The sequence below is a fragment of the Parapedobacter koreensis genome (genome assembly GCF_900109365.1).
In the GTDB taxonomy this organism is placed as follows: Bacteria; Bacteroidota; Bacteroidia; order Sphingobacteriales; family Sphingobacteriaceae; genus Parapedobacter; species Parapedobacter koreensis.
The window spans coordinates 111,693-137,406 of record NZ_FNZR01000004.1; the positions used below are offsets into that span (position 1 = coordinate 111,693).

A 25,714-nucleotide genomic window follows, 5' to 3' on the forward strand; every position below is an offset into this window, starting at 1 on the left:
ACGGGCTTACTCCGAATCCATGGAGACGTGGCCCATAACGATTTTCCCATCATAAACAGCTCCCCGTTCAACTGCTAGGATTTGTGTGCTGAGCTTACCGCTTACTTTGCCGGAATTCTTGATTTCTATGGAGTCCGTAGCGGAAACGTCGCCATTGATATGGCCAAAAATAATGACCGTTTTGGCTTTTACATTTCCATTAATTACGCCGGACTCACCAATAATTAAACTTCCGGCTTCGACGACATCACCCATGAGCGTGCCTTCGACCCGGATGGCATATGCGTGATTGATGTTTCCATGAATCACACAATCTTTGCCAATAAGTGTCGGTATTGTTTGCTCGGCGCTACTTTTGTTGCGCTTATTTGCCAATTTTGCAGCCATCAACTCATTACTCATCGTGCGCTAATCTAAACGTAGAAAATTAATGGGATTGATGGGCTTTCCGTTTTTTCTTACTTCGTAATGGAGATGGCTACCCGTTGAGCGTCCGGTTGATCCGACTTGGCCAATCACCTGACCCGCTACTATTTTTTCGCCTTCTTTTACCAGGCACTTCGATAGGTGTCCGTATAGGGTTTCGTACCCGTTTTTATGCTTGAGCTGGATACAAATACCGTAACCGCCATTCCGGCCGGCATAGGTGACTTCGCCACTGGCGGTACTCCGTACCAAGTCTCCTTTTCTTCCCCTGAAATCAATGCCGGCATGAAATTCACCCCCACCCCCGTGGAACGGATTGGATCGGTATCCGTAAGCAGATGTCAGCTCCGGTTTTGCGGGAAAGCCGGTGGGTGTATAGGTGAGTCCTTCGAATACCTGCTCTAAGTACTGATCATAGAGGCTATAATATTCAAGGGGAGCAAGCCTCAATTCCTTATGCTCATCGCCACCCACCGCATCCTGGGTGAAGCCTTTTACCCCTCTTTTTTTCAGGTATTCGTTTATTTTATAAAGTTTGGCCTCAATGCGTTGTACATAGTCTTTGGCATCCAGCGTGTCGGTAGGCTTGGGCAGTTGCTGTTGCAGATCGCGCACCGTTGAAACTAATGAAATACGCTCCTGCTCGCGCAGCTTGGCGGAAGTATAAAGCGTAGCGCAAACGGTAATCAATACGACCAGGACAAATGCTAACAGCCCAATATAATATTTGAGATTATAAATATGCGGGGAAGAAATGTTGATGGATCGGCTTTGTCCTTTTTTGGGATCGACGATAATGACAGTACATTTAGTTTTGGTTGATGCCATATACGAATATGTTGTTTGAAATGAACGGATCTAATGCTATCGACATGGTCTTTAAAAATTGATACAAATAAAATCGATCAAATCCATTTTACCCCTACCCAAAAGGGTAGTTTTTTCCATTCTGTCGTAGCTTTCCTACAAAATACTAAAAAAAAGCAAAAAAAATGATTTTTGGTTAAACTTGTTAAGTTTTGTGTTAATTACAGGACAAAATTAGTGGGCTAATCGATCAGTTTCAATAGACCCCAGGGTCTATTTTCCCTGATTTGCCACGGCCGAGCAGAAAAGCGCGGCGGAAATGGCCACATTAAGCGACTCGGCTTTGCCTATGCGTGGGATGGTGACACGGTGGCGGAGGTAGGGTAATACGGACGGACCGATGCCGTTGCCTTCATTACCCAGTACAATCAATCCTTCAGGGCCAAAATCGGTCTCATAGAGCGATGTGCCATCCAGCACAGCGCCAAATACGGGTACGGAGGCTTGCTCGACAAGCGCCTTAATGTCGGTATAAATAAGTTGCATACGGGCAAGCGATCCCATGCTGGCCTGTACGACTTTGGGATTGTAGGCATCCACGGAACCCGTTGAGCAGATGATGCGTTTAAAGCCAAACCATTCTGCTGTGCGGATAATGGTGCCGAGATTGCCCGGATCCTGGATGTCATCCAAGACCAAATGAAAAGTATGGCGCAGCATCTCTCGGGTAAGGGCGGGATAAGCAGGGATACGTACCAACGCCAGCACACCTTGGGGTGTCTTCAAGGAGCTGATCCGCTGTAAATCCGCATCATTGATTGCTTCTGATTTTATATTCTGCGGGATTTTAATCAACTTTGTGGCCGCTTGGGAGGTGTAAAAAACATGTTGCACGATATAATCTGAATGGAGGAATTCCGTTACGGATTTGATGCCTTCTACAACAAACAACCCATGTTCCCTACGGAATTTTTTATGTTGGAGTGAAGCAATGGTACGGATTTGCAGTTTTGAGAGCATAATCAATGGATAAACGGTATCGCCTTTTTGTGTATGCAAGTATACTGCTTTTGCTGCTATTTACGGCATCGTGCCGCTCTACCCGCCTGCTGGAAGATGGGCAAGCATTGGTGACCAAGGCAGAAATCGAAGGGGTAGACCCCCGGCTGGAGGAACAGGCAAAAGCCTATATCCCGCCGGATATACGCCCCAATTCCCGCATTGATTTGTTTATCTATAACCTGGCCAATGGCAAAAAGGGCCGCTACCGAACGGAAAAAATCCGCAATGTGGGCGAGCCTCCGCATCTCCTGGACAGCCCCATGGTCGATTTTTCCACGCAGCAGATCAACCGTTTTTTGGCATCCAAGGGATATTTCAATGCAACGGTAACGAATGAAATTGTATCGAAAGGAAAACGGGCACATGTTTATTTTTATGCGAAACCGGGTGTGCCCTATACGCTTCGCCGTGTGGATGTGGATATTGCGGATCCACAGTTGGCACGAATCTATGCCGACCGTGGGCCTGACTACTGGAAAATTGCGTCCGCGATGCGCTATGATGCCGATTCGTTGGTCGCGGAGCGGGAGCGCCTATACCACCTGATGCGCCAACAGGGCTATTACGAATATTTAAGGCAATACATGCGGGTGGATGTGGATACGAGCCTTCGCAGTAACCAAGCTGACCTTAAGATCATCGTCGATAACCCGGAAGGGCAAGCCGCACACACGAAGTTTACGATTGACAGCAGTTTTGTAGTCATCCGGCACAATCGTGCCGAACTGAACCGCACGACGCCCGAAGAGACGGTCTTGAATGATCAGGTATATTTCGAAGATTATACCGGCCGGTTTCGTCCTGTGCCTATTGCACGGTACCTCTTCCATCGGCAAGGAGATAGCTACAATGTCGATATGGAAAACCTCACCTATGATCGCCTTTATGAATTAAATGGGTTCCATAGCGTGAAAATTACGTATAGTAAGCCGGACTCCAACAAACTTAATGCCTATTATGAACTCACGCCCAGGCCCTATATGGCCAATCAAATTGAGGGTGAGTACACGTTCAATTCGGGGATGAACGGTTTCAACATCGGGAATACATTTACACACCGTAACTTATTTGGTGGCTTGGAACAATTGGAGGTAAAGCTGCGCTACGGGGTATTGTTTGACTCACGATTGCCGGGCAACTTATTTGACAGGGTATTCAACAATGACTTTCAAGTAGGGGTAAACATTACGGTGCCGCGCCTGATTACGCCTTTTGCACTCCCACTTGGGGGAAGAAGCGGACTGCCACGAACCGTTTTTTCGGCCAACCTCCAGGCTTTTGACCAATTCCAAACGTATTCCAACCGGTATTTCAGCGGAACTTTGTCCTATAATTGGTCTGATACCCGGTACAAGCAGCACAACCTGACGCCGCTCGTATTGGAATACCGGTATGGACAACTGAACGAGGATTTTGCGCAACGGCTGATTGATCAGGGCTTTTTGCTTTATGTGCGCAGCAACAACAGGGCTTATTTCGGACTGGGATCGCAATATGTATATACACTGAATGCCGTGCGGCTGTCCCGGTTGGAAGATTTTGTCTATTTCCGTGGTGCGCTGGATTTAAGTGGCAATCTATTGGGCTTAGCCAGCCAAGTAATTGATTTTAGGCAGAATGTGGATGGCGAAAAAGAAGTGTTGGGTGTGCCCTACCTACAATATGCCAAAGTGGAAACGGATTTGCGGTATTACCGGTATTTGGGGGGCGATAGGCAACTGATCGTCCGGCTTAATCCGGGAGTAGCGGTGCCTTATGGCAACAATTCCAGCTTATTAATTTTTGAGAAAAGTCTTTTCGGGGGCGGGATGAACGGCATCAGGGCTTGGCAGGCTCGTACGCTGGGGCCGGGCAATTACAATCGCCGGGTGCTCGATCCCGACCTGCGCCTCAACCTGCGCAACCTTGATCAGCTGGGGGAAGTGAAGCTGGAAGGGAACGTGGAATATCGCTTCAGGGTGCTCAACGATGTGTTTGGTGCAAAGCTGAAAGCGGCTACGTTTGCTGATTTCGGCAATGTGTGGCGGATTAGGGAAAATGAATTGAATCCGGAAGGCGAGTTTAAATTTGATAAGTTTTTGGGACAACTGGCGATTGGAACGGGAGTGGGGCTGCGGTTTGACCGGGGCTATTTCGTCATCCGGCTGGATGCTGGAATAAAAGTCCGGGATCCGCAATTCGAGGGGGCGAGCCAGTGGGTAATTACCGAATTTTTCAACAGTAAGGAGTTTAAAGAACAATACCGCATCACCAACGCGCCCGACCGCTACAATTTTGTACAATATAATTTCGGTATTGGGATGCCGTTTTAAGTCGGGTGCACGACAAATTTCCGCTTATATTTTCTGCTTGTTGTTTGCAGGCCTAATGGCGTGAGCGAAGTGAGCGTTATAGCCGAAAAACAACAAGCAGAAAACAAGGTTGATTTCAGAAACCGGAAATTTGTCGTGCACCCTTTTAAGTCGTTACATCCAATCTTTGATGCCGTGTACAATCGTTTCCACGATGTTTTCTACATCTAATCCCTTGCTGTAGTTAAAAATAAACAGGCCTATCAAAATCACGATGGCCAAGATAACCATCCGCTTGAATAGGTAAGCCACCAATAGGATGACTGCTGGAATGAGGATGAGGTAGTACCAGTTGATGGCAATCGGATTGAGCCCTTTGTCGTTTTTCAGCACATAATATAATCGGCCATGGGATCCTTGCTGGTTGCGGTGCTTGATGAATACAAAGGCTGATGATTCAATCGCATGCGGCGTAATGGCTACCCCTTCATTGAAGGATAACTCCTGCTTAAAGCCATTGATGGTGAATTGATAAGTGCCCGAGATGGATTCCTTCGGATTTTCGTCCGCATCGGTGGCAATGATGGCAAGCTTACCGTTTTTTATCAGGTTCTCCTTGATGATAAAATGATCAATATTGCCTTCTTGTTGCGCATGCAGCAGCAATGAAATAGACACGATCATCATGGAGCAAAAGAGTTTTCGCATGCTTTCTGCTGAATATTGGATGGTGCAATGTTAAGGAAAAAACGGAAAAGTTAGGTATTTTTCTATATTTGTGGACACGAATGTACTTTGCTTCATTTTTCCAATTATAGCTTGCAACATTAATGGATTATATCATTGGCGTGGATATCGGCACTTCGGGCACCAAGGCGGTTGCATTCAGCACGGGTGGCGAAGTAATTGCCGAGCACCGTATAACCTATTCCATCTTGAACCCACAACCCGGCTATTTCGAACAGGATCCCGAAACGCTTTTTACGGCCGTCGTGCAATCCATCTCGGGGGTAGTACAGGCGGTAGGCGATGCGTTTGCTGAGAGCCGTGTGTTAGGCGTGGGGTTTAGTAGTGCTATGCATGGCCTTATCGTGATGGATGAGGGGAATAGGCTACTGACAAATTGCATCATCTGGGCCGACACGCGGAGCGAGGCATTTGCAACCCAACTGAAGGCAACAGCTACTGGTCTTGATATTTACCTAAAGACCGGAACACCCATTCACCCGATGGCGCCACTGAGCAAGCTGGGATGGATGCGCGAACACCTTCCTGCCGTCTTTAATCGGGCATCGAAATTTATATCCATCAAGGAATATGTGTTCTTTAAGCTCTTTGGCTGTTATGTGGTGGACGAGTCCATCGCTTCCGCCACGGGCCTCCTCGATATTGAACAGTTGGATTGGTATGCACCGGCTTTAGCGTTGGTGGGTGTTTCCGCGACGCAACTGTCTGCACTTGTGCCTATTACGCATACGTTGGTTGGCTTGGATAAACAAGCCGCTGCGGACATGTGCCTTCCGGTGGATACACCGTTTACCGTGGGCGGAAGTGACGGCTGCCTCGCCAATTTGGGGGCACATGCGGTCATGCCGGGAGATGCGGCAGTGACTATTGGCACGAGCGGTGCTATCCGGATGATGTCCGGCTTGCCTAAAACCGATCGGCAGGCACGCACATTCAGCTACGTGCTGACCAAGGACTTGTTTGTACTGGGAGGTGCAGTAAATAACGGCGGTGTGGTATTGCGCTGGTATAACGACAATTTTGGCTCCACGGGGAAAGCCGAAGAAGAAGGGTATCAACGGCTTGCTGAAGAGGCTGCTACCGTTGCGGCAGGGGCCGAAGGGCTTGTTTTTTTGCCCTACCTGACCGGTGAGCGTGCACCCCATTGGGATGCCAATGCCAAAGGACTGTTTTTCGGGGTACAGCTGCACCACCGCAAAGCCCACTTCACGCGGGCGGTATTTGAGGGGATTGTATATGGCGTCTATAGCGTAGGGAAGGTGCTGGAGGAAATCGCAGGGCCTATCCACGTCATCCATGCCAACGGGGGCTTCGCCCGCTCGTCCTGGTGGGTACAGCTGCTGGCTGATGTGTTTAATAAGCCGGTGCTTGTGAAAGAAAACGTAGAGGGCGCAGCCAAGGGCGCATTTATCGTTGCCCTGAAAGCGCTGGGAATGATTGCCGATTTCAAGGATATCATGGAAGATACGGTCATCGCTAGTTATCAGCCGGACCTTCGTAACCATCAGCGCTACCAGGAAAATTTCAACCTGTTTGAACGACTATACAGCAGGGTCAAAGATGAATTTTTGTCACTCACATAATTAAACCAATTTGAACTATGGTGCCTATTCTTATTGTTGTAGCCGGTGTGTTGTTGCTCTTGTTGCTCGTTATTGTGTTGAAGCTCAGTGCTTTTTTTTCACTTATTATCACGTCATTGGCCGTGGGTATTGCACTGGGGATGCCCATTTCGGATGTGATTGGCTCCATAGAGCGCGGAATGGGAAGCACCTTGGGTTCATTGACGATGATCTTGGGATTCGGGGTGATGCTGGGCAAACTCATCGCAGATGGCGGTGGTGTACATCGGATTTCAACCGGACTGATTCGTACGTTTGGAATGAAAAATGTGCAATGGGCCGTTGTACTTATCGGCTTTGCCGTAGGTATTCCCATGTTTTACAATGTCGGTTTTGTCATTTTGGTGCCCTTTGTTTTTGCGATTGCGGCCCAAACCGGACTGCCGCTTATTTATGTGGGGTTGCCGATGCTGGCCTCGCTATCGGTGACGCATGGTTATTTGCCCCCTCATCCGGGGCCTACGGCTATCGGTACGTTGTATAACGCAGATATGGGGCTTACGCTGATTTATGGAATCGTTGTTGCGATTCCGGCAGTCATCCTTGGGGGGGTACTTTTTTCATGGACATTGAAAGGTATCCGGCCCAATCCGCCTGCGCAGTTTATGCAGGTGGATATGCCGGCAGATGAAGCGGTTCCGGGGTTTTGGGTTAGCCTATTGACCGGGTTGTTGCCGGTATTGCTCATCGCGCTTGCATCAGGCCTGTCATTTGTGCTTCCTGCCGGATCGGATGCAGCTACCGCTGTGACTTTCGTTGGCAATCCCATTATTGCCTTGTTGATTTCGGTATTTGTAGCCATCTTTACAATGGGTATCGCCCGCGGAAAAACCATGAAGGCCGTGATGCTAAGCTTAGAGGATGCAGTGCGTAGCATTGCCATGATTTTGTTTATCATCGGTGCTGCTGGTTCGTTTAAGGAAGTATTGGTAGATAGCGGCGTGGGCGATCATATTGCAACCTGGGCAAGTGATCTTTCCTTTTCGCCTTTGATATTGGTGTGGGCCATTGCGGCAGCCATCCGTGTAGCGCTTGGCTCCGCAACGGTAGCAGGCTTGATGGCCGGAGGCATAGCATTGCCACTCATTGAATCTACGCAGGTGAGCGCTGAATTGATGGTCTTGGCGACAGGTGCAGGCTCGCTGATGTTCTCCCATGTCAATGACACGGGCTTTTGGATGTTTAAAGAATATTTTGGCCTAAGTATCCGTGACACCATCTTATCGTGGTCCTTGATGGAAAGCATTGTCTCCATCGTTGGGCTCATTGGTGTATTGCTGTTAGATATTTATATTTAACCCGATAGCCTGTACAGCCTGTCCATTCCGTAAAAAAAGTGATACAGCTATAAAATACTTAATGTTTGCCGTAGTTTTGACGGATAAAAAGATGTAAATTTATGTCTTTTTGAGGTAGGGCGTGAGCCTACACCAATATTTTCAGATACTAAAATGAAGAAAAAATACCTATATATTGCGATAGCTATCGTTGCTGTGGCCTTTGTAAGTTATCGTTTGACCCGAAGTGACAAAGCAAGGATAGCGCCACCGGAATCGACAGAGGGAGGAAGTCCAATGGAAGTCAATGGCATCATCGTGACACCCCGGGAGTTTGCCAATATCATTACCCTATCGGGATCTATCGAGGCTAACGAACAGGTGCAAATACGCTGTGAAGTACCCGGTATCGTGAGAAACCTAGCCTTCCGTGAAGGGTCGATGGTGCAGAAAGGCCAACTGCTGCTCCGTATAGATGACTCCGAATTGCAGGCACAGCTGACACAGGCGCAGAGCCGTGAAAAGTTGGCTGAAGACAATGAAAACCGTGCCCGTTTGTTATTGGAAAAAGAAGCCATCAGCCAGCAAGAGTATGACGTGGCGCATGCGGATTACGAATCGGCTAAAGCCCAAACTGCGTTAATTCGCGCTCAGATAGCAAAAACAGCCATACATGCCCCCTTCAGTGGTAAGATAGGCCTCCGTTCAATTTCCGAAGGTGAGTACCTTACTCCAACCACTGTGGTGGCCAGTTTAATGAGTATCAATCCGGTTAAGATTTTATTTTCCGTCCCTGAGAAATACAGTAGCCAAATCCATGTAGGCCAAGGATTGAAATTCAGCGTCAGTGGATCAGAAACGATGTATTACGCGGAAATTTATGCCATTGAGCCGGGTGTGGATGCCGCAACGCGGACCATCAGTATTCGGGCGCTGGCCGAAAACCCCAATGAGCAGCTTTTCCCCGGTTCGTTTGCACGCATAGAACTGTCGTTGAGCCGTATGGAAAATGCCGTGTTGATACCTACTGAAGCCATTATACCGATTCAGAATGGCAAACAGGTGTTTTTGTATAAGAATGATACCGCTAGGGCTGCCCAAGTAGAGGCGGAGAACCGTACGCAGAGCGATGTATTGGTAAACAAGGGTGTAGTTGTAGGAGATACCGTACTGATATCGGGTATTATGTCGCTCAAAGACGGTATGCCTGTGCGTGTCAAAATTGTTGAATAAGATTTAAACGGAAAAGAGATGAGCTTGTCCACTACTAGTATCAAAAGGCCGGTTCTTACCATTGTAATGAACTTGATGCTCATTTTGTTTGGTGTAATTGGGTATACCTTTTTGGGTGTTCGTGAATTTCCATCGATAGATCCACCGATTGTATCGGTGCGGACGAGCTACGCCGGAGCAAACCCGGATATCATCGAATCCCAAATCACGGAGCCCTTGGAGCGCGCCATCAATCAGATCGACGGTATACGGAATATTTCTTCGTCGAGCAACCAAGGTTCAAGCAATGTCAACATTGAATTTGTATTGGGAAAGGATTTGGAGGAGGCAGCCAATGATGTGCGAGACAAGGTATCCCAAGCCATGCGTAGCCTGCCCCAGGATATCGATGCACCGCCTGTCGTATCTAAAGCGGATGCGGATTCGGAACCTATTGTGACGCTGACCATGCGAAGCGAAACACGTAATTCGCTGGACTTGAATGATATCGCAGATAATGTGGTGGCTCAGCGGCTACAGACCATTCCGGGTGTCAGCGCAGTGCAGATATGGGGGCAAAAGCGATATGCCATGCGCCTCTGGATAGATCCGATGCGTTTAGCGGCTTATGGTCTTACGCCGCTTGATGTGCGCAATGCACTCAATCGGCAGAATGTAGAACTTCCCTCGGGGAAAATTACCGGGAAGAATACGGAATTGGCTATAAAAACGATTGGTAACTTAACGACGGAAGATGATTTCAATAACCTCATTATCCGCTCGGAAGGCGACCGGATTATCCGTTTCAGCGATGTGGGGCAGGCTGTACTGGCCGCTGAAAATTTGGAAACGGATATCCGGGAATCACTGACGCCGATGGTGGCCCTTGCTGTTATCCCGCAACCGGGAACCAACTACATCGAGATCGCGGAAGCATTCTACGCGCGCGTAGAGCAGCTTCGAAACGAGGTGCCGGCAGACATCGAGTTGAATGTAGCCATCGACAATACACTATTTATCAAGAAGTCGGTCATGGAGGTAGCTGAAACCATCCTGATTGCCTTGGTATTGGTGGTCTTGATCATTTACCTCTTCTTTAGAAACTGGAGCATTGCCTTCAGGCCTTTAATCGATATTCCGGTGTCCCTTATTGCCACCTTCTTCATCATGTATCTATGCGGGTTTTCGATCAACGTGCTCACGTTGCTAGCGATCGTACTGGCTACGGGTTTAGTGGTGGATGACGGCATTGTGGTGACCGAAAATATCTATAAAAAGATTGAGGAGGGCATGTCGCCTATACAGGCGGCCATTAAGGGCGCCAATGAGATTTTCTTTGCCGTCATATCGATTTCTGTCACATTGGCTGCCGTGTTCTTACCGGTGATGTTCATGGAGGGATTTGTGGGGCGCTTATTCCGCGAATTTGGCGTGGTCATTGCTTCGGCTGTATTGATTTCTGCTTTCGTGGCGCTGACGCTAACACCCATGCTCAACGCTTACCTGATGCGCAGTGGTGGGCCAAAGCATTCTAAATTTTATCATTTTACCGAACCGTATTTTGTAAAAATGACTACGGGCTATGCCAATTCCCTGCGCCGTTTCATGCATGCGAAGTGGGTGAGTTTCCCCATCTTGGCGATATGTTTTGGTTTAATCGCATGGTTTTGGACAAATCTCCGGAAGGAGACAGCGCCTTATGAAGATAGGAGTTTGATCAGTGCTAATGTAACGGCACCGGAAGGGAGTTCGTTTGAGTATATGGATCGGTTCATGTTGGAATTGGCTCAGTTGGTGAATGATTCTGTGCCGGAGAAAATGGTGAATATTATAAATACGTCACCAGGATTTGGAGGTAGCGGTGCAACCAACAATGGCCGGATGCGTATCGGGCTGGTTCCACCGGATGAGCGGGAGCGTTCGCAGGAGGAGATTGTCGAAGCCTTGACACGGCAGACCCGGCGCTACACGGAGGCGCGTACCTTTGTATCACAACAACCCACGATTTCGGTAAACCGTCGGGGAGGGATGCCTATTCAATACATTATCCAGGCTGTCAATTTTCAGGCACTTGAAGAAAAAATGCCAGAATTCACGGCGAAAGCGATGGCCGATCCTACGTTTGTTAATGTGGACGTGAACCTAAAATTCAATAGACCAGAACTCAACATCAGCATCGACCGTGAAAAGGCCCAAAGCCTTGGGGTATCGGTACTGGATGTGGCGCAAACCTTGCAATTATCACTCAGTGGCCAACGGTTTGCCTATTTCTTGATGAATGGCAAGCAATATCAGGTCATCGGGCAATTTATGGATCAAGACCGGAGTTCACCATTGGATCTCGCCAGCGTGAGCGTGCGCAGTACAAATGGTGGTTTGGTGCAATTGGATAATTTGGTGACCATGGTGGAGCGCAGTAGCCCGCCACAGTTGTACCACAACAATCGATTTATGTCCGCTACGGTTTCGGCCTCATTGGCGCGGGGAAAAACAATCGATGATGGTATCAATGCTATGGATAGGATTGCCAGTGAAGTTTTAGACGATAGTTTTTCTACGGATTTGGGGGGCGAATCACGCGACTTTAAGGAAAGCAGCTCCAATACAGTGTTTGCTTTTGGCCTTGCGTTGTTATTGGTATACCTGATCTTGGCAGCGCAATTCGAAAGTTTTCTGGATCCATTCATCATTATCCTTACGGTACCGATGGCCGTGGCAGGTGCAATGCTATCACTCTGGATTACCGGCGAATCGTGGAATATTTTCAGCCAAATCGGTACGGTCATGCTCATTGGGCTAGTCACCAAAAATGGTATCCTCATCGTCGAGTTTGCCAACCAATTGAAGGAGCAGGGGAAACCGGTACACCAAGCCATTTTAGAAGCTGCGGAAGCCCGTTTGCGTCCTATTTTGATGACCAGTTTAGCCATCGCATTGGGCGCACTGCCGATTGCAGTTGCATTCGGAGCGGCGGCAACCAGCCGTATCGGGATGGGTGTCGTGATTGTAGGGGGAACGCTTTTCTCCTTGGTACTTACACTGTATATTATTCCCGCAGTGTATGCGATGTGGTCTCGTGAACACAAAGGGAATCCCGAATTGGAAGAAGCCAAACGTATAGAAGAAGAAGTGATGGCTGGCGTGCATTAACGTGGTCGGTGTGCATTAATTATGAAGAAACTTATTTATATTCTATTTGCTGTCATTCCTTATTTCGGAGTCGCTCAACCAGAACTTACCTTAGAAGAGGCCATTGTGCTTGCGTTGAACAACAACTATGATATTCGCTTAGTGGCGAAGGACGTAGCAATTGCAGAAAACAATGTCCATGTTGGAAATGCGGGTATGCTGCCTGTGGTCAGTGGCGACGTGTCGTCGAGCGCGAGTATCCAGAATACCGAGCAGACCTTATTGAGCGGGGAAACCCGATCGTTGCGGGGAGCCAAAAACCGATCCACGGCTTATGGTGCCAGCCTTGACTGGACGATATTTGATGGATTGCAGATGTTTACCCGTTACGAACAGCTGAAGGAGCTGAAGGCATTAGGTGATGCCAACCTGAAGTCCGCCATCTTGACGACGGTATTTGATGTGATGAGTGCCTATTTTGATTTGGTGCAACAACAGCAGCTCATCAATGCTACCCAAACGGCGTTGGAGCTATCGGCCTTTCGCTATCAAACAGCGGAGAACCGGTACCAGATTGGCCGTGCTTCGAAATTGGATGTGCTGGCGGCGAGTGTAGACATGAATACCGACACGACGAACCTATTGAGGCAGCGTGATCAGTACCGGAGCACACAGATCCGGCTTAATGAATTGTTGGCACGTGACGTGAATATCGATTTTGGGGTGACGGATACCATTATCATTGCTCATGATCTGAATTATGAAACGCTCGCGAGATGGGCAAAACAATTGAATCCAACCTTACAATCGGCCATCGTGAGCCATCGAATCAGCGAATTGGAACTGAAACGTGTGAAAGGCGAGCGTTACCCCGTGGTTAGCGTGTCATCGTCCTATACCCGTTCGCAATCCAGGGCGGCGCTTGGCTTTTCAACCCGATCGCGAAACAATGGGTTTAACTACGGCATTGCGGCTTCGATGAATATCTTTAATGGGTTTATGCAACGCCGCAACGAACAAAATGCGGAGTTTTCTATGGAGGCTGCAGAAATAGAGGTGGATAGGATAAGTAAAAATATAGAAGCGCAATTACTTGCTGCGTATCAAACTTATTTGATGAACCTGGAACTCGTGCGGCTTGAGGAAAGGAATAAGCTTATCGCGCAGGAAAACATGGACATCACGCTTGAGAAATTCAAACTGGGTAGCATCGCTCCCTTAGAGTTTCGCGAAGCACAGCGTAATTTTGTGGATGCAAGCACACGGTATAGCACCGCCCAATTTCAAGCAAAACTGGCAGAAATAACACTCAACCAGATTGCGGGGACACTCAAAACGGAGTAATACCTACGAAAATACTTGTAAAAAAAACCAATTTTAGCTAAGTTTGATATCCTGAAGAAAAGGAAGCTAACATATAACGGTTATATGGAATGATATTAGTAGCAGATAGTGGTTCCTCGCAATCGGATTGGATATTGGCACTGCCTGATGGTAAGCGGCTGGCGTTTACAACCAAAGGATTGAATCCTTTTTTTGTGAATGAGAAGGATATCGCTAAAATCATCCAGAACGTGCCGGAAATTTTACCCTATGCAGACCGTGTAAGCGAAGTGTATTTTTTTGGGTCGGGGTGTACGAGCCCAGATAGGCGTGAAATGGTTTCCAATGCGTTGTCGCAACTTTTTCATCACGCGTTCATTTCGGTGGAAACCGATCTGGTCGGCGCAGCATATGCAGCATGTGGCAACCGCAAGGGGTATATCGCTACGCTGGGCACCGGATCCGACATCAGCTTCTTCGATGGGCAGGACGTGCTTCCTACACGACAAGGGATTGGCTATGTGTTGGGTGACGAAGGTTCTGGCGTATGGTTTGGAAAACAGCTTGTGACACAATTTTTATACGGCACCATGCCTGCAGATCTGTCGGATAGGTTTCGATCAAGATATCGGATTAATAAAGAAATCGTCATTAAAAATGTCTATCAACGGGCTTCGCCAAATGCTTATTTAGCTTCCTTTGCTGTTTTCATGGGCGAGCACATCCATCATCCATTTGTGGATGAATTGCTGAAGGACGGATTTAGGGAGTTTATTACGACAAATATCGAGTTGTTTTCCGATTACCGGGATTATGTATGCCACTTTGTGGGATCCATTGCCTTCCATTTCAAGGATCAATTGCGGGAAGTATGCGAACAACAAGGGGTGGAGATTGGTAAAATATTGAGACGACCGATTGAGGAATTGTTTGATTATATCATTCAACGGGAGAAAAATTATGAAATACAGCTCTAGGCCATTACATAACAGTTGAAGTTAAACTTAAAAAAGATAAAAATGAAAACGATGGTATTATTAGTAATTTCGATGATATTGACGTCATCATCCAATGATGTGTATCAGTTTACCTTTACGTCCATAGACGGTAAGCAGGTAAATCTTGCTCAGTTCAAGGGCAAAAAGTTGCTGATTGTGAATACGGCTTCGGAATGTGGGTTTACCAAACAGTATGCCGGCTTGCAAGAATTGGCAGAAAAATATGGGGATAAAGTGGTGGTGATCGGTTTCCCAGCCAATAATTTCGGTGGCCAAGAACCCGGAAGCAATGAAGAAATTAAAGGTTTTTGTGAGAAAAACTTTGGCGTGACGTTTCTGTTGGCCGAGAAAAGCAGTGTGAAAGGCGATGATATCTCACCGCTCTTTAAATACCTGACGGATACTGAAAATGCTGATTTCACTGGAGAGGTTAAATGGAATTTTGAGAAATTTCTTATTGACGAGCAGGGTAATCTGGTCCATCGTTTTCGGTCAAAAGTAGAACCAATGAGCGACGAGCTGCTCAGCAAATTGTAATGCTATTCGTTATTGCGGTAAAAACACGCACGGCACCTGGGTTCATAACTTTCTTTTTCGCCCAATAATAGCTTTTGCTTGTCTTTAGCAATGCGGTACGAATAATTTGCCGGCGCTCCGCAGCGCATACATACCGCATGCACCTTGGTGACATGCTCGGCAATGGCCATTAAAGCAGGAATCGGGCCGAAAGGGCGTCCCTTAAAATCCATGTCCAAGCCAGCGATGATTACCCGGATTCCACGGTTGGCCAGTGTATTGCACGTGTTAGGTAATTCATCATCAAAAAATTGGGCTTCATCGATGCCGACAACACGGGTACTGCTGCTCAATAATAAGATTGCCGAAGAATGGTCAACAGGCGTGGATGGGATGTGGTTGCTATCATGCGATATAATATCCGTCTGATGATAACGTGTATCCATCGTTGGTTTGAAGATTTCCACATCAAGTTTGGCAAATTGAGCTCGCCGCATCCTGCGGATGAGCTCCTCCGTTTTGCCAGAAAACATCGAACCACAAATCACTTCAATGCTCCCGTATGATGCATCGCGCTGCACAAATCGATCTTCTGAAAATAGCATGTTCGTATCGTCTTATTCCACTTGGATCACTTGAATTATCTGCTGCCAAGAAGTGCTAATATCAGAATTTAATGTTAATTTTGACTCATCTTTCGTTTGTAATATAACTCACTTGACGATCAAATGAAGTGGTTGCAACGTAATAAGTAAGCGTTTTTTATCCCAACAGTATGGCGACGAAACAGCAAGTTTTAGCACGAATAACAGCATTACTGAAAGACATCAACGACCAATATGAACAATTGAGCGGTGATGTAACGACAAATCATGCATTAAAAGGAGAACTCTTTGAATCCACTGCGAGCTACTTTGCCGCACTCGCGGCATTATACAACAAATTGCTGAAAACGGATGAGCGCAATTTGCCGGCGGCATCAGCTGTATTGGAGGAACAGCCTGATCAAATTGCATTTGCAGCAGCGCATGAAAAGGATGAGACCCTTGATGAGGAAGTGCTCGCTGAAACGGAATCGCAAGACGAGACTTTTTTCACCCCTACCATTGGTGCAGAGACTGAGCAGGCCATTCATGCGGCACAATTTGAAGATGTACGGGAAAATAAGGAGGCGGACGTGGCCGATGAATCCGAACCAACTGATGAAGGCCAAAACAGCATCACGGAAAAAAGTGATGACGATGAGGTTGCTGAAAACGTGGTCAACGAAGTCACCATCGCGGAAAAAGAGGTAAGTCTGGGCGCTTCCGATCTGCCTGCTGCGCCTGTCAGCGAGCCGGAGAAAGCTGCCCGCCCGCTGACACTGAATGAGCTAATTTCAGCGCAACGGAAGGCAGGGACTACCGGTGCCAATTCGCTCTTTGCAGCGCGCCGGGGAGGGGATAGCGAACGAATTACAGACATTAAATCGGCTATCAGCCTTAATGACAAATTGCTGTTCATTAAGGATCTTTTCAACGGCTATAGCCTGGCATATAGCGAAGCGATCGAATTGCTCAACCGGTATGATGATTTTGCTTCGGCGGATGCTTTCCTGCAAACCAATTATGCGGAGAAGAATAGGTGGTCAGAAAAACAGCCCACGGTGGATAAACTGTATGCCATCCTGAGGAAACGATTTGGCTAAACCCTCATTTCAAACTCACTGCCCCATAGCGTGAACTGATGCTTATTGAGCTATTGACGGCCTTATTCCAATAACCGGTGTAACTCTTTGATGTATTACCCTCGGATTTGCTTTCTATGTTTATGCGGTTGTGATCATAATCAAATCCACCATAACTGATCGCCACGTTAAAGTTGAACGCGGCATCATCTGCGGGCTTGATATGGATACTTGAATAAGAAGCTGCGACATTAGCTTTTTGTATGGCTGGGCCGATCCCCATCTCAAATCCACCACTATAACGCAGGCTGATGTCTGCCTCCCGATTGACTTTGCCAATATAGCCGCCGCTGGAGATATTCATGGCTAAGGAGATCTTTTCGGTTTCAGACAGGGTGAACCCACCATAACGGACGGACACGTCGCCTTCGTTGAGGTATTGTACATCGGCTTTAGAATAGGCCACGGCCAACGAATTATCCGGACCGTTGAGACGACCAGCCTGCAGGCTACCGTAGCTTACCGAGATGGCCACTTTGCCGTCCCTGTCATCCAATTCAATAGCTCCGTAACGATTGGCCAACGCCAATTCATTTTCCTTCGGCATATAGACCTCATAGTCTATCTGCAATGCACGATGTGCGGTACCACTGGTCAATGAAGACCACCAGCCGGATTCGTCCGAAGAAGCAATATTGGTCTTGAAAGATATGCTATTTGCTGATTTTGATTCGTCGATATTTACCCGATCAAAGGCAGATTCAGCCCTCTTTTCTGAATTTTCAGCGGTGCGGATTTTTATCGTCACTTTTATTTCGTTGCGGTTCCAATTGTGGAGTGTGATTTTGCCATACCGGTTGTCAATGCTAACCTTCGTATGATGGTTGATTGGATAAACTTTCTCAATGACCTTCTCCTTTTGAAAGCCCAAAGGGCTAGTCATGTCGTATGGGTTCCCAAATTGCTCCCAATCAATGCCGGCGATTTCTAAGGCAGCTTGCTCGGCTTTTGCTTCCGAAAGCGCAGCAATTTCTTCTATGTCATCAGCCAGGGTCTCAAAATCGATATCTTCCAGGGCGTCCAGCATCTCCAGGCCGATTTTCGAGATCAATTCCCTGATGGTTTCTACCGTTGTATTCAGCGTCGTTTCTTTCTGGATATGCCGATCGGATTGAGCGAATGCTCCCAGGTGAAACAATGAGCATAGGATGAGTAGTAATGTAAATGTATTAAATCTGTTCATTTTTGGTTTGGTTTTTCGTATTGTTGATGTAATTCAGTATTTCCATTTGCTGGCTTAGTACTTCAATTTGTGCTTGAAGATTGCGTATCATGGCCTCCAATGTCAGTTCTTTATTGGGGCTTTTCACAAATTCCTGTTTCAGCATTTCATAATTGGCTTCCATTTGATGGAGCACTTTCGAAAACTCCCCGTACAATGCCGGATCGGATGTTGCGATATATGCAATGGAGTCTTTTTTCTGTGTGACCAACCGAGCATACACCTGTTGTTCTGCGGCGAGATGCGGATTTACCTGGCTGTAATCGTCATAGGCGTGTTTCCTTCCGTAAAAGTAGATAACGATGCCCGCTGTGCCGATCAAAAATGTGATAGCTGCCACTTTCAGTACCTGTATCACCCAGGGTTTGCCGGTCATGGGGCTATCATGACGTGATTGCTCTTGCTGGTCCAAATTGCTGGCTATGCGTTGCCACAGATCTGCGGGCGGATTAGCATCATCAAATGCTGCCTTGTTTTCCGCTATGAATGTTTTTAGATCCTTTTTCATTTCTTCTCCTTTTATAACGCCATCAATTCACTAAATAATCCAATAGTTTACGCTTTCCCCTAAGGAATTGGCTCCGTGAAGTCGCTTCACTGATGCGTAATATATGCGCAATTTCTTCATGGTCATATCCTTCAAGCAAATATAAGGTAAGTACCAATCGATAGCCATCGGGTAATTTACGGATGGCATCTTTAATGGCACCGACTTTCAATTCGATGTCGTTTTCTTCTATCTCCTCTTCGGCGATCTCGTCTCCTTCTTCGAGTGATTGTAACTGTAATTTTCGTTTGCGCAGGGTGGATATGGATTTGTTTATCACGATTTGTTTTATCCAAAGCCCGAAGGTACTTTCCTGACGGAAACTATCCAACCGTGTAAATGCGTCAATAAATGCTTCTTGCAATACATCAGCAGCCTCAGCTTCATCCTGTACGATGCGTAAAGCCGTATTATACATGGCTTTTGCATACAGGTTGTATAATTTAAATTGGGATTGGCGGTCACCTTGTTTACAGGCCACGACCAATTCATAATGCTTATCATTGAATGAGGCTTCCAATTAGTTGCGTGCTATGATTCAAAAAATGTGTTATTACACCGCGTTCTGCTATCATTCCCAACCTGCTTTTGCTTAATAGACGCATATAAGGATACGTGTGTTGCATCCCTTGCATAAAAAAGAACAAGCATGGGGTAAAAGGTGTTTTTCAGGTGTGGTGGATAACTTGTGTATAAACGGCAAGTTAGTTAAGTTTGCGGCAGATGCATATCATTAAACTCAAAAAAGGCAAAGACAAAGCCGCCCGCCAACTACATCCGTGGGTTTTTTCCGGCGCTATAGCAGATGTGGAAAAGAACCTTCATGATGGGGACACCGTGCAGGTGATCGATCAGTCGGGCGAATTTATCGCTTATGGCTTATTCAACAGCCAGTCGCGCGTAGCAATCCGGCTACTAACGTGGGATAGCAAACAGCTTCCGGATGAATCCTGGTGGAGAAACCGGATACAACAATCGATAGCGGCGCGGAAACACCTATTGAATACACGTGATACCGATACATTACGACTTATTTTTGCCGAAGCAGACTTTTTGCCGGGATTGATAGTGGACAAGTATGGCGATTTTCTGGTGATCCAGGTACACGCTGCTGGTATGGAGCGTATAAAACCAATTATCGTAGATGAACTGACCCGTTTGCTGGCTCCGCGCGGTATCTACGAACGCAGCGATGCCAATGCCCGTATGCATGAGGGACTGCCCTTGACCAATGGTGTGCTTGGCGGCATCCATCCACCCGAATGGGTAGAAGTCTCTGAAAACGGTATCCGTTACCGGGTGAATATTGTAGAAGGCCAAAAATCGGGTTTTTACTGTGATCAGCGGGTCAATCGGCTACTTACATCCGAATATGCAGCAGGGAAAAGGGTGTTGGATTGTTTCTGCTATTCAGGTGGATTTTCGTTGAATGTATTGGCTCATGGGGCCAAGGAGGTCGTCAGTGTAGACAGTTCTGCTTTAGCCATCGAAACGTTGAACGCGAATATGATATTGAATGGCTTGAACGGAAGCAAGCAGCAAGCTATCCAAGCCGATGTAAATAAGCAACTTCGGGCATTTGCAGCGAGCGGCGAACGATTTGACTTGATTATCCTCGATCCACCTAAATATGCGCCTTCACGTTCAAGCCTTGACAAAGCAGCCCGGGCATATAAAGATTTGAACCGAAGGGGACTGCTGCTGTTGGAACCTGGAGGTTTGTTAGCTACTTTTTCCTGCTCTGCAGCAATGGATATGGCTACCTTTAAGCAAGTATTAGCCTGGGCAGCTTTGGATGCGGGCAAGGAGATTCAATTTATCCGCCAGTTTACCCAACCCGAAGACCATCCCATACGAGCGTCCTTTCCCGAAGGGGAGTACCTGAAAGGATTGTTGTGCAGGGTTAACTGATTTCGTGTTGTAGCGCATTGAGAATCACTTGGCATGACATTGCTATCTCTTCATCATTGATGGTAAGTGGAGGGGCAATACGCAAGGCTGTTTCGCAATGAAGAAACCAGTCAATAATGACACCGTGTGCTGCGCAGTAGTTGCTGATACGTGCTACCTGACTGAAGCTGTCCATTTGCAGGCACAACATTAGTCCTTTGCCCCGGATTTCACGGATGGCAGGATGTTGGAGATGCCGGCGGAATAGCTGGGCTTTGCGTTCGACGTCTTCCACCAACTGTTCATCCAAGATGACGTTGAGTGATGCCAATGCTGCGGCGGAGCTCACCGGATGCCCACCAAACGTGGTGATGTGCCCTAAGATTGGGTTGTCTTTGATAACATCCATTATCGCTTTGTTGGCTACAAAAGCACCGATGGGCATACCACCGCCCATACCCTTGGCCAGCAAGAGAATATCTGGTTCAATGCCATAATGTTCAAAAGCAAAGAGTTTCCCTGTACGGCCAAAACCGGTTTGTATTTCATCAAAGATAAGTAAGGATCCCGTATCGTCACAGCGCTTGCGGACAGCGCGGATATAACCCACGTCGGGTACGCGGATACCAGCTTCGCCCTGTATGGCTTCTAAGATGACCGCTGCCGTACCTGTGGTGATGTGGTGGAGATCTTCCGGTACGTTATAACGAATAAACTTAATTTCCGGCAGGAGGGGTGCATAGGCCTTATGGTATTCAGGATTGCCAATGAGGCTCAGCGCACCCTGTGTGCTGCCGTGATAGGCGTTATGAGCGGCGATGATTTCACGGCGTCCGGTAAACTTCTTCGCGATTTTCATTGCACCTTCGGTAGCTTCAGCTCCGGAATTGGTAAAATATACCGTATCAAATCGTTTGGGAAGTACAGCCAGGAGTTTAGTAGCCAGTGCTACCTGGGGAGCTTGTACAAACTCGCCATATACCGTCACATGCAAGTATTTACCCAATTGATCGGTGATTGCTTTAAGTACCTTTGGGTGCCGGTGCCCGATATTGCTTACCGCAAAACCGGATACCAAATCGACGTATTTTTCACCATTGGGGCCATACAAATAAATGCCCTCAGCGCGATCAATCTCAATAAGCCGTGGAGAATGAGAGGTTTGGGCTGTATTCAGTAAAAAAAGTTGCCGATTAGTGAGCATGCATTCCCGTATTTACTCGTGTTCTTTATCACGGCGCCGGTATTGTAGCTCACGAAGCAGGTAGTTGCGGAATTCTTCTTCAACTTCAAAAAACCGGGAGGCGCGGGCTTCCCCAACGACGTTGGCAAAACGTTTCCGGTATATTTTCTTTAATTCCAATTCCTTGGCATCAAAGGCAAGGACATCACGGTCGGTGGCTGGATTAAGGGTATTGCCGGGTAATTTTTGGCTTTGTAAATTTGATCGTCCCTGCAAGCCCCCGCCACGCCGCTCGTGCTTTAGCTTCGATATTTCCTTGTAATATTGATTATACACCGGAAAAAATTTTTGGGCCTCTTGCGGGGTGAGGTTGAGTTCCTTGGTGATGAATGCTATTTTCTCCGCTTCGATCCGTTCAAACCGCTGTGCCCTGCTTTCCTGCGCCAATAGGCAAGTGGCGGAAAGCAGCAACATCATTGCGATAAGATTCAACTGTTTTAATACGGCCATTTCTACAGCGTATGATTAAGGTATGCTTCTATATCCTCTTCGCTCAGTCCTTCACCGATATAACCTCCATCGAAATCATCCAAATGTTCCGAAATATAGACCACGTCGCCTGCCGTACCATAAAGTTCGAGGTAATTGAGGATGTCCTGATCAGATACCGAAGCCAATGGGCCGGCGATCGGTTGGCTATCATCAGCCAATCTAAAGAGCCCAGCGATACTTATCATTAAGGCGACACACGCTGCAGCGGCATAAAACATCCATCGCGGTCGGCTGATTTTCCTTATGGGGATTATTTCCTCCCGAGTGGTGGTCTGACGGGATATACTGTTTTGCAGGGTACCAAAATAAGACGAAGGAACGGTAAATCCTGTTTCTGACACGTGTTCATTGAGCTTTTGGGTAGCCAGCAACCGTTCCGTTAAATCGACAAAATAAGCTGGAGGTACTGAAAGGCCGGGATCAGCAACTACGGCCTTCAGTTTTTGCTCGATAAGTTTTGCTACCGTGCTATTTTCCAATTGCTCAAAATAACCTTCAGGAACTACAAATGCCGCTTGGGAATCTTCGATATGGCGGCACCTTTGCAATATACGTTGTTGCAGATCTTCGAAATAACCTTCAGGCAGGATATAGGAATTCACACGCAAGACTTCGGGAAGTGTATCCGATGCGTCTACATGCTTATGAGTGTGTTTATCCTTCATGGTACTCCTTAGATGTTTTTGTTACGTAAAGGTTTAATCGTTCGCCTCGAAAAATTGCGCTATTTTCTTTACGGCCAAGTGATAGGAGGCTTTCAATGCACCTACGCTGGTACCCAATACGTCTGATATCTCCTCGTATTTTAAATCATCAAAGTATTTCATATTGAATACCATCCGCTGCTTGTCGGGCAGCGTCAGCAAAGCCTGTTGCAATTTTAGCTGCGCTTGGTTGCCATTGAAATAAGCTGTTTCTGTGAGCGAATCTGCTAAGTAAGCCGAACTCTCATCATCCAATGAAACGTTTTGCCGTTGTTTTTTCTTATTCAGAAACGTGATGCATTCATTCGTAGCAATGCGATAAAGCCATGTATAAAGCTGGGCATCTTCCCGAAAATTCTCCAGGTTTTTCCAAACTTTGATAAATATGTCCTGTACTAAATCATCTGCGTCATCGTGATCAACAACCAAGCGCCTTACATGCCAATAGATTTTTTGCTGGTATTTTTTTAGCAATAATGCAAACGCCTCGTCCCGCGTACGTTTATCTGCAAATTTTTCCAATATCTGGGCGTCTTCCATCATCTGCTGGCTTATGCCTCACCCTCCGTTATTTGCGTTTGATCACTCGTTGGGCAGCTGCTACAATATTGGCCGCGTTCAATCCATATTTTTCCATCAGCTGCGCTGGGGTACCGCTTTCGCCGAAGCTATCGTCTACTGCTACATATTCCTGTGGAGCTGGGCGGTTTTTTACCAACACTTGCGCAATGCTGTCGCCCAGGCCACCGAGCCGATTATGTTCCTCCGCCGTGACCACACAACCTGTTTTGGCCACTGATTTTAAAACCGCTTCCTCATCCAATGGTTTTATCGTATGGATGTTGATGATTTCGGCATCGATACCCAGTTCGGCCAACTGTTCACCCGCTTGAATAGCTTCCCATACCAGGTGGCCTGTGGCAAAGATGCTGACATCGCTGCCTTCATTAACCATCCATGCTTTGCCAATTTCGAATTTTTGGTCGGCATCGGTAAAAATAGGGACTACCGGACGGCCAAAACGCAGGTATACCGGCCCCTTGTGATCGGCAATTGCAATGGTCGCCGCCTTGGTCTGGTTATAATCGCAGGGATTGATGACGGTCATTCCCGGCAACATTTTCATCAAGCCAATATCTTCCAGGATTTGATGTGTCGCACCGTCTTCTCCCAAGGTAAGGCCAGCGTGGGATGCACATATCTTTACATTTTTCCCGGAATAAGCGATTGACTGCCGGATTTGATCATAAACACGCCCAGTAGAAAAGTTGGCAAATGTGCCTGTATAAGGAATTTTTCCACCTATGGTAAGCCCTGCCGCGATGCCCATCATGTTGGCCTCGGCGATGCCCACTTGGAAAAAACGCTCAGGAAATTCCTTAATAAAATCATTCATTTTCAGCGAACCGACCAAGTCGGCACAAAGCGCCACGATATTATCGTTTTTACGGCCCACTTCCAACAGTCCGGCTCCGAACCCCGAGCGGGTGTCTTTTTTATCTGTATAGGTGTATTTTTTCATTGTTTGTTAAGCTATTAGACATCAGACACTAAACATTAGACGTCAGATTTCAGTCTCGTGTCGGTTGTCTCGTGGTCTATTGTCTATAAACGATTAATAATCCCCGAGTGTTTCCTCCAATTGGGAAAGTGCAGTGGCCAATTGCTCATCATTAGGTGCTACACCATGCCACTTGTGCGATCCCATCATGAAATCCACGCCATTGCCCATCTCTGTTTTCATCAGGATCAGTACCGGCTTGCCTTTCCCTGTGCGCGATTTCGCTTCAGCCAATCCGGCTAATACCTCTTGCATCACATTGCCATTCATTTCGATCACATCCCAGCCAAACGCTTCCCACTTGGCTTTGAGGTTGCCGAGCGACAACACTTCCTCAGTAGCGCCGTCGATTTGCTGGCCATTGTAATCGATGGTGGCTATCAGGTTGTCCACTTTATTGTATGGAGCATACATGGCAGCCTCCCAAATCTGGCCTTCTTGTTGTTCGCCATCACCCATCAGCACGTATACAAGGTGATTGTCTTGGTTAAGCTTTTTTGCGCGGGCTGCACCAATAGCTACCGATAGCCCCTGGCCCAATGATCCGGAAGCTATACGTATACCGGGTAACCCTTCATGGGTAGTTGGGTGCCCTTGGAGACGTGAGTTAATCTTGCGGAACGTGGCTAATTCGCTAACATCGAAATAGCCTGCACGAGCCAGCGTGCTGTAAAATACCGGAGAGATATGCCCATTGGAGAGAAAGAAAATATCTTCTCCGAGGCCATCTATGTCGAATCCGGTTTTTCGCTCCATGGCGTTAAAATACAAGGCTACAAAAAAATCGGTACAACCTAATGATCCGCCGGGGTGACCGGATTGGCACGCATGAACCATCCGCACGATGTCTCGCCTGACCTGGGATGCAATGCGCTCTAATTTGTTGATGTCTTCACTCATTACAATGTTGGTTACTATT

The 25,714-nt window shown here is 47.2% G+C and carries 24 protein-coding genes; 10 read left to right on the forward strand and 14 right to left on the reverse strand.

Annotated features, from left to right (window positions below):
• Window positions 1–6 precede the first annotated feature (6 nt).
• The 3 genes from BMW65_RS11750 to BMW65_RS11760 form a co-directional block, all read right to left on the reverse strand.
• Complete coding sequence (locus BMW65_RS11750) at window positions 7–402, reverse strand: bactofilin family protein (RefSeq protein WP_090605617.1); 396 nt, start codon at window positions 400–402, stop codon at window positions 7–9.
• Window positions 403–408: 6 nt separating this feature from the next.
• A complete protein-coding gene (locus BMW65_RS11755; RefSeq protein WP_090605618.1) occupies window positions 409–1,254 on the reverse strand; it encodes a M23 family metallopeptidase in 846 nt (281 codons plus the stop codon).
• Between the two features lie 252 nt (window positions 1,255–1,506).
• Entirely contained in the window at window positions 1,507–2,253 is a 747-nt protein-coding gene (locus BMW65_RS11760; RefSeq protein ID WP_090606003.1) for a TrmH family RNA methyltransferase, read from the reverse strand.
• Between the two features lie 5 nt (window positions 2,254–2,258).
• On the opposite strand from BMW65_RS11760, the gene tamL reads away from it, so the two are divergent.
• Window positions 2,259–4,607, forward strand: a complete 2,349-nt coding sequence (gene tamL / locus BMW65_RS11765) for a translocation and assembly module lipoprotein TamL (RefSeq protein ID WP_090605620.1) — start codon at window positions 2,259–2,261, stop codon at window positions 4,605–4,607.
• 153 nt (window positions 4,608–4,760) lie between these two features.
• Here tamL and BMW65_RS11770 read toward each other — a convergent pair whose 3' ends face one another.
• The gene (locus tag BMW65_RS11770; RefSeq protein ID WP_245747621.1) at window positions 4,761–5,273 is read right to left on the reverse strand and encodes a hypothetical protein; all 513 of its coding nucleotides are present in this window, start codon (window positions 5,271–5,273) and stop codon (window positions 4,761–4,763) included.
• Between the two features lie 143 nt (window positions 5,274–5,416).
• Between BMW65_RS11770 and BMW65_RS11775 the strand changes: the two genes are divergently transcribed.
• The 7 genes from BMW65_RS11775 (at window position 5,417) to BMW65_RS11805 (ending at window position 15,431) form a co-directional block, all read left to right on the forward strand.
• The gene (locus BMW65_RS11775; protein WP_090605623.1) at window positions 5,417–6,916 is read left to right on the forward strand and encodes a gluconokinase; all 1,500 of its coding nucleotides are present in this window, start codon (window positions 5,417–5,419) and stop codon (window positions 6,914–6,916) included.
• 17 nt (window positions 6,917–6,933) lie between these two features.
• Window positions 6,934–8,253 carry a gluconate:H+ symporter gene (locus tag BMW65_RS11780; RefSeq protein ID WP_245747622.1) on the forward strand — a complete coding sequence of 440 codons (1,320 nt, stop codon included), beginning with the start codon at window positions 6,934–6,936 and terminating at the stop codon, window positions 8,251–8,253.
• A 153-nt stretch (window positions 8,254–8,406) separates the two neighbouring features.
• On the forward strand, window positions 8,407–9,465 hold the full coding sequence (locus BMW65_RS11785; protein ID WP_090605624.1) for an efflux RND transporter periplasmic adaptor subunit: 1,059 nt from the start codon (window positions 8,407–8,409) through the stop codon (window positions 9,463–9,465).
• An 18-nt stretch (window positions 9,466–9,483) separates the two neighbouring features.
• A complete protein-coding gene (locus BMW65_RS11790) occupies window positions 9,484–12,594 on the forward strand; it encodes an efflux RND transporter permease subunit (protein ID WP_090605626.1) in 3,111 nt (1,036 codons plus the stop codon).
• 21 nt (window positions 12,595–12,615) lie between these two features.
• A complete protein-coding gene (locus BMW65_RS11795; RefSeq protein ID WP_090605627.1) occupies window positions 12,616–13,917 on the forward strand; it encodes a TolC family protein in 1,302 nt (433 codons plus the stop codon).
• Between the two features lie 89 nt (window positions 13,918–14,006).
• Entirely contained in the window at window positions 14,007–14,873 is an 867-nt protein-coding gene (locus BMW65_RS11800; protein ID WP_090605628.1) for an N-acetylglucosamine kinase, read from the forward strand.
• A 42-nt stretch (window positions 14,874–14,915) separates the two neighbouring features.
• The gene (locus BMW65_RS11805; RefSeq protein WP_090605630.1) at window positions 14,916–15,431 is read left to right on the forward strand and encodes a glutathione peroxidase; all 516 of its coding nucleotides are present in this window, start codon (window positions 14,916–14,918) and stop codon (window positions 15,429–15,431) included.
• A 2-nt stretch (window positions 15,432–15,433) separates the two neighbouring features.
• On the opposite strand, the gene BMW65_RS11810 is transcribed toward BMW65_RS11805, so the two are convergent.
• The gene (locus tag BMW65_RS11810) at window positions 15,434–16,015 is read right to left on the reverse strand and encodes a thymidine kinase (protein ID WP_090605632.1); all 582 of its coding nucleotides are present in this window, start codon (window positions 16,013–16,015) and stop codon (window positions 15,434–15,436) included.
• 170 nt (window positions 16,016–16,185) lie between these two features.
• Between BMW65_RS11810 and BMW65_RS11815 the strand changes: the two genes are divergently transcribed.
• Complete coding sequence (locus BMW65_RS11815) at window positions 16,186–17,097, forward strand: hypothetical protein (protein WP_090605634.1); 912 nt, start codon at window positions 16,186–16,188, stop codon at window positions 17,095–17,097.
• Between the two features lie 4 nt (window positions 17,098–17,101).
• Here BMW65_RS11815 and BMW65_RS11820 read toward each other — a convergent pair whose 3' ends face one another.
• Genes BMW65_RS11820 through BMW65_RS11830 form a run of 3 tightly spaced genes read right to left on the reverse strand, consistent with a single transcriptional unit; the run spans window position 17,102 to window position 19,425 of the window.
• Window positions 17,102–18,319 (reverse strand): hypothetical protein, encoded by a 1,218-nt coding sequence (locus BMW65_RS11820; protein WP_143053869.1) that lies wholly within the window; start codon window positions 18,317–18,319, stop codon window positions 17,102–17,104.
• A complete protein-coding gene (locus BMW65_RS11825) occupies window positions 18,306–18,866 on the reverse strand; it encodes a hypothetical protein (RefSeq protein WP_090605637.1) in 561 nt (186 codons plus the stop codon). The genes BMW65_RS11820 and BMW65_RS11825 overlap by 14 nt, the downstream gene beginning before the upstream one ends.
• A 22-nt stretch (window positions 18,867–18,888) precedes the next feature.
• A complete protein-coding gene (locus BMW65_RS11830; RefSeq protein ID WP_090605638.1) occupies window positions 18,889–19,425 on the reverse strand; it encodes an RNA polymerase sigma factor in 537 nt (178 codons plus the stop codon).
• A 203-nt stretch (window positions 19,426–19,628) separates the two neighbouring features.
• On the opposite strand from BMW65_RS11830, the gene BMW65_RS11835 reads away from it, so the two are divergent.
• Window positions 19,629–20,816, forward strand: a complete 1,188-nt coding sequence (locus BMW65_RS11835) for a class I SAM-dependent rRNA methyltransferase (protein WP_090605640.1) — start codon at window positions 19,629–19,631, stop codon at window positions 20,814–20,816.
• Here BMW65_RS11835 and BMW65_RS11840 read toward each other — a convergent pair.
• The 6 genes from BMW65_RS11840 to BMW65_RS11865 form a co-directional block, all read right to left on the reverse strand.
• A complete protein-coding gene (locus tag BMW65_RS11840) occupies window positions 20,809–21,999 on the reverse strand; it encodes an aspartate aminotransferase family protein (protein ID WP_090605642.1) in 1,191 nt (396 codons plus the stop codon). The two genes, BMW65_RS11835 and BMW65_RS11840, sit on opposite strands and share 8 nt — an antisense overlap.
• A gap of 12 nt (window positions 22,000–22,011) precedes the next feature.
• Window positions 22,012–22,488, reverse strand: coding sequence for a hypothetical protein (locus BMW65_RS11845; RefSeq protein WP_090605644.1), 477 nt, complete (start codon window positions 22,486–22,488; stop codon window positions 22,012–22,014).
• Window positions 22,489–22,490: 2 nt separating this feature from the next.
• Entirely contained in the window at window positions 22,491–23,195 is a 705-nt protein-coding gene (locus tag BMW65_RS11850) for a hypothetical protein (protein ID WP_090605645.1), read from the reverse strand.
• Between the two features lie 33 nt (window positions 23,196–23,228).
• Window positions 23,229–23,774, reverse strand: coding sequence for an RNA polymerase sigma factor (locus BMW65_RS11855; protein ID WP_090606006.1), 546 nt, complete (start codon window positions 23,772–23,774; stop codon window positions 23,229–23,231).
• A gap of 28 nt (window positions 23,775–23,802) precedes the next feature.
• The gene (locus BMW65_RS11860; protein WP_090605647.1) at window positions 23,803–24,756 is read right to left on the reverse strand and encodes a transketolase family protein; all 954 of its coding nucleotides are present in this window, start codon (window positions 24,754–24,756) and stop codon (window positions 23,803–23,805) included.
• Window positions 24,757–24,849: 93 nt separating this feature from the next.
• A complete protein-coding gene (locus BMW65_RS11865; RefSeq protein ID WP_090605648.1) occupies window positions 24,850–25,695 on the reverse strand; it encodes a transketolase in 846 nt (281 codons plus the stop codon).
• Window positions 25,696–25,714: the final 19 nt, after the last annotated feature.

What these genes read in the sequence shown, in the direction of transcription:
- BMW65_RS11805 (WP_090605630.1), top strand. Translation starts at nt 14,916, where the DNA reads ATGAAAACGATGGTATTATTAGTAATTTCGATGATATTGACGTCATCA.
- BMW65_RS11835 (WP_090605640.1), top strand. Translation starts at nt 19,629, where the DNA reads ATGCATATCATTAAACTCAAAAAAGGCAAAGACAAAGCCGCCCGCCAA.
- BMW65_RS11855 (WP_090606006.1), bottom strand. Translation starts at nt 23,774, where the DNA reads ATGGAAGACGCCCAGATATTGGAAAAATTTGCAGATAAACGTACGCGG.
- BMW65_RS11865 (WP_090605648.1), bottom strand. Translation starts at nt 25,695, where the DNA reads ATGAGTGAAGACATCAACAAATTAGAGCGCATTGCATCCCAGGTCAGG.
- BMW65_RS11840 (WP_090605642.1), bottom strand. Translation starts at nt 21,999, where the DNA reads ATGCTCACTAATCGGCAACTTTTTTTACTGAATACAGCCCAAACCTCT.
- BMW65_RS11845 (WP_090605644.1), bottom strand. Translation starts at nt 22,488, where the DNA reads ATGGCCGTATTAAAACAGTTGAATCTTATCGCAATGATGTTGCTGCTT.
- BMW65_RS11820 (WP_143053869.1), bottom strand. Translation starts at nt 18,319, where the DNA reads ATGAACAGATTTAATACATTTACATTACTACTCATCCTATGCTCATTG.
- BMW65_RS11810 (WP_090605632.1), bottom strand. Translation starts at nt 16,015, where the DNA reads ATGCTATTTTCAGAAGATCGATTTGTGCAGCGCGATGCATCATACGGG.
- tamL (WP_090605620.1), top strand. Translation starts at nt 2,259, where the DNA reads ATGGATAAACGGTATCGCCTTTTTGTGTATGCAAGTATACTGCTTTTG.
- BMW65_RS11815 (WP_090605634.1), top strand. Translation starts at nt 16,186, where the DNA reads ATGGCGACGAAACAGCAAGTTTTAGCACGAATAACAGCATTACTGAAA.
- BMW65_RS11825 (WP_090605637.1), bottom strand. Translation starts at nt 18,866, where the DNA reads ATGAAAAAGGATCTAAAAACATTCATAGCGGAAAACAAGGCAGCATTT.
- BMW65_RS11750 (WP_090605617.1), bottom strand. Translation starts at nt 402, where the DNA reads ATGAGTAATGAGTTGATGGCTGCAAAATTGGCAAATAAGCGCAACAAA.
- BMW65_RS11795 (WP_090605627.1), top strand. Translation starts at nt 12,616, where the DNA reads ATGAAGAAACTTATTTATATTCTATTTGCTGTCATTCCTTATTTCGGA.
- BMW65_RS11760 (WP_090606003.1), bottom strand. Translation starts at nt 2,253, where the DNA reads ATGCTCTCAAAACTGCAAATCCGTACCATTGCTTCACTCCAACATAAA.
- BMW65_RS11800 (WP_090605628.1), top strand. Translation starts at nt 14,007, where the DNA reads ATGATATTAGTAGCAGATAGTGGTTCCTCGCAATCGGATTGGATATTG.
- BMW65_RS11775 (WP_090605623.1), top strand. Translation starts at nt 5,417, where the DNA reads ATGGATTATATCATTGGCGTGGATATCGGCACTTCGGGCACCAAGGCG.
- BMW65_RS11860 (WP_090605647.1), bottom strand. Translation starts at nt 24,756, where the DNA reads ATGAAAAAATACACCTATACAGATAAAAAAGACACCCGCTCGGGGTTC.
- BMW65_RS11785 (WP_090605624.1), top strand. Translation starts at nt 8,407, where the DNA reads ATGAAGAAAAAATACCTATATATTGCGATAGCTATCGTTGCTGTGGCC.
- BMW65_RS11790 (WP_090605626.1), top strand. Translation starts at nt 9,484, where the DNA reads ATGAGCTTGTCCACTACTAGTATCAAAAGGCCGGTTCTTACCATTGTA.
- BMW65_RS11780 (WP_245747622.1), top strand. Translation starts at nt 6,934, where the DNA reads ATGGTGCCTATTCTTATTGTTGTAGCCGGTGTGTTGTTGCTCTTGTTG.
- BMW65_RS11850 (WP_090605645.1), bottom strand. Translation starts at nt 23,195, where the DNA reads ATGAAGGATAAACACACTCATAAGCATGTAGACGCATCGGATACACTT.
- BMW65_RS11770 (WP_245747621.1), bottom strand. Translation starts at nt 5,273, where the DNA reads ATGATGATCGTGTCTATTTCATTGCTGCTGCATGCGCAACAAGAAGGC.
- BMW65_RS11755 (WP_090605618.1), bottom strand. Translation starts at nt 1,254, where the DNA reads ATGGCATCAACCAAAACTAAATGTACTGTCATTATCGTCGATCCCAAA.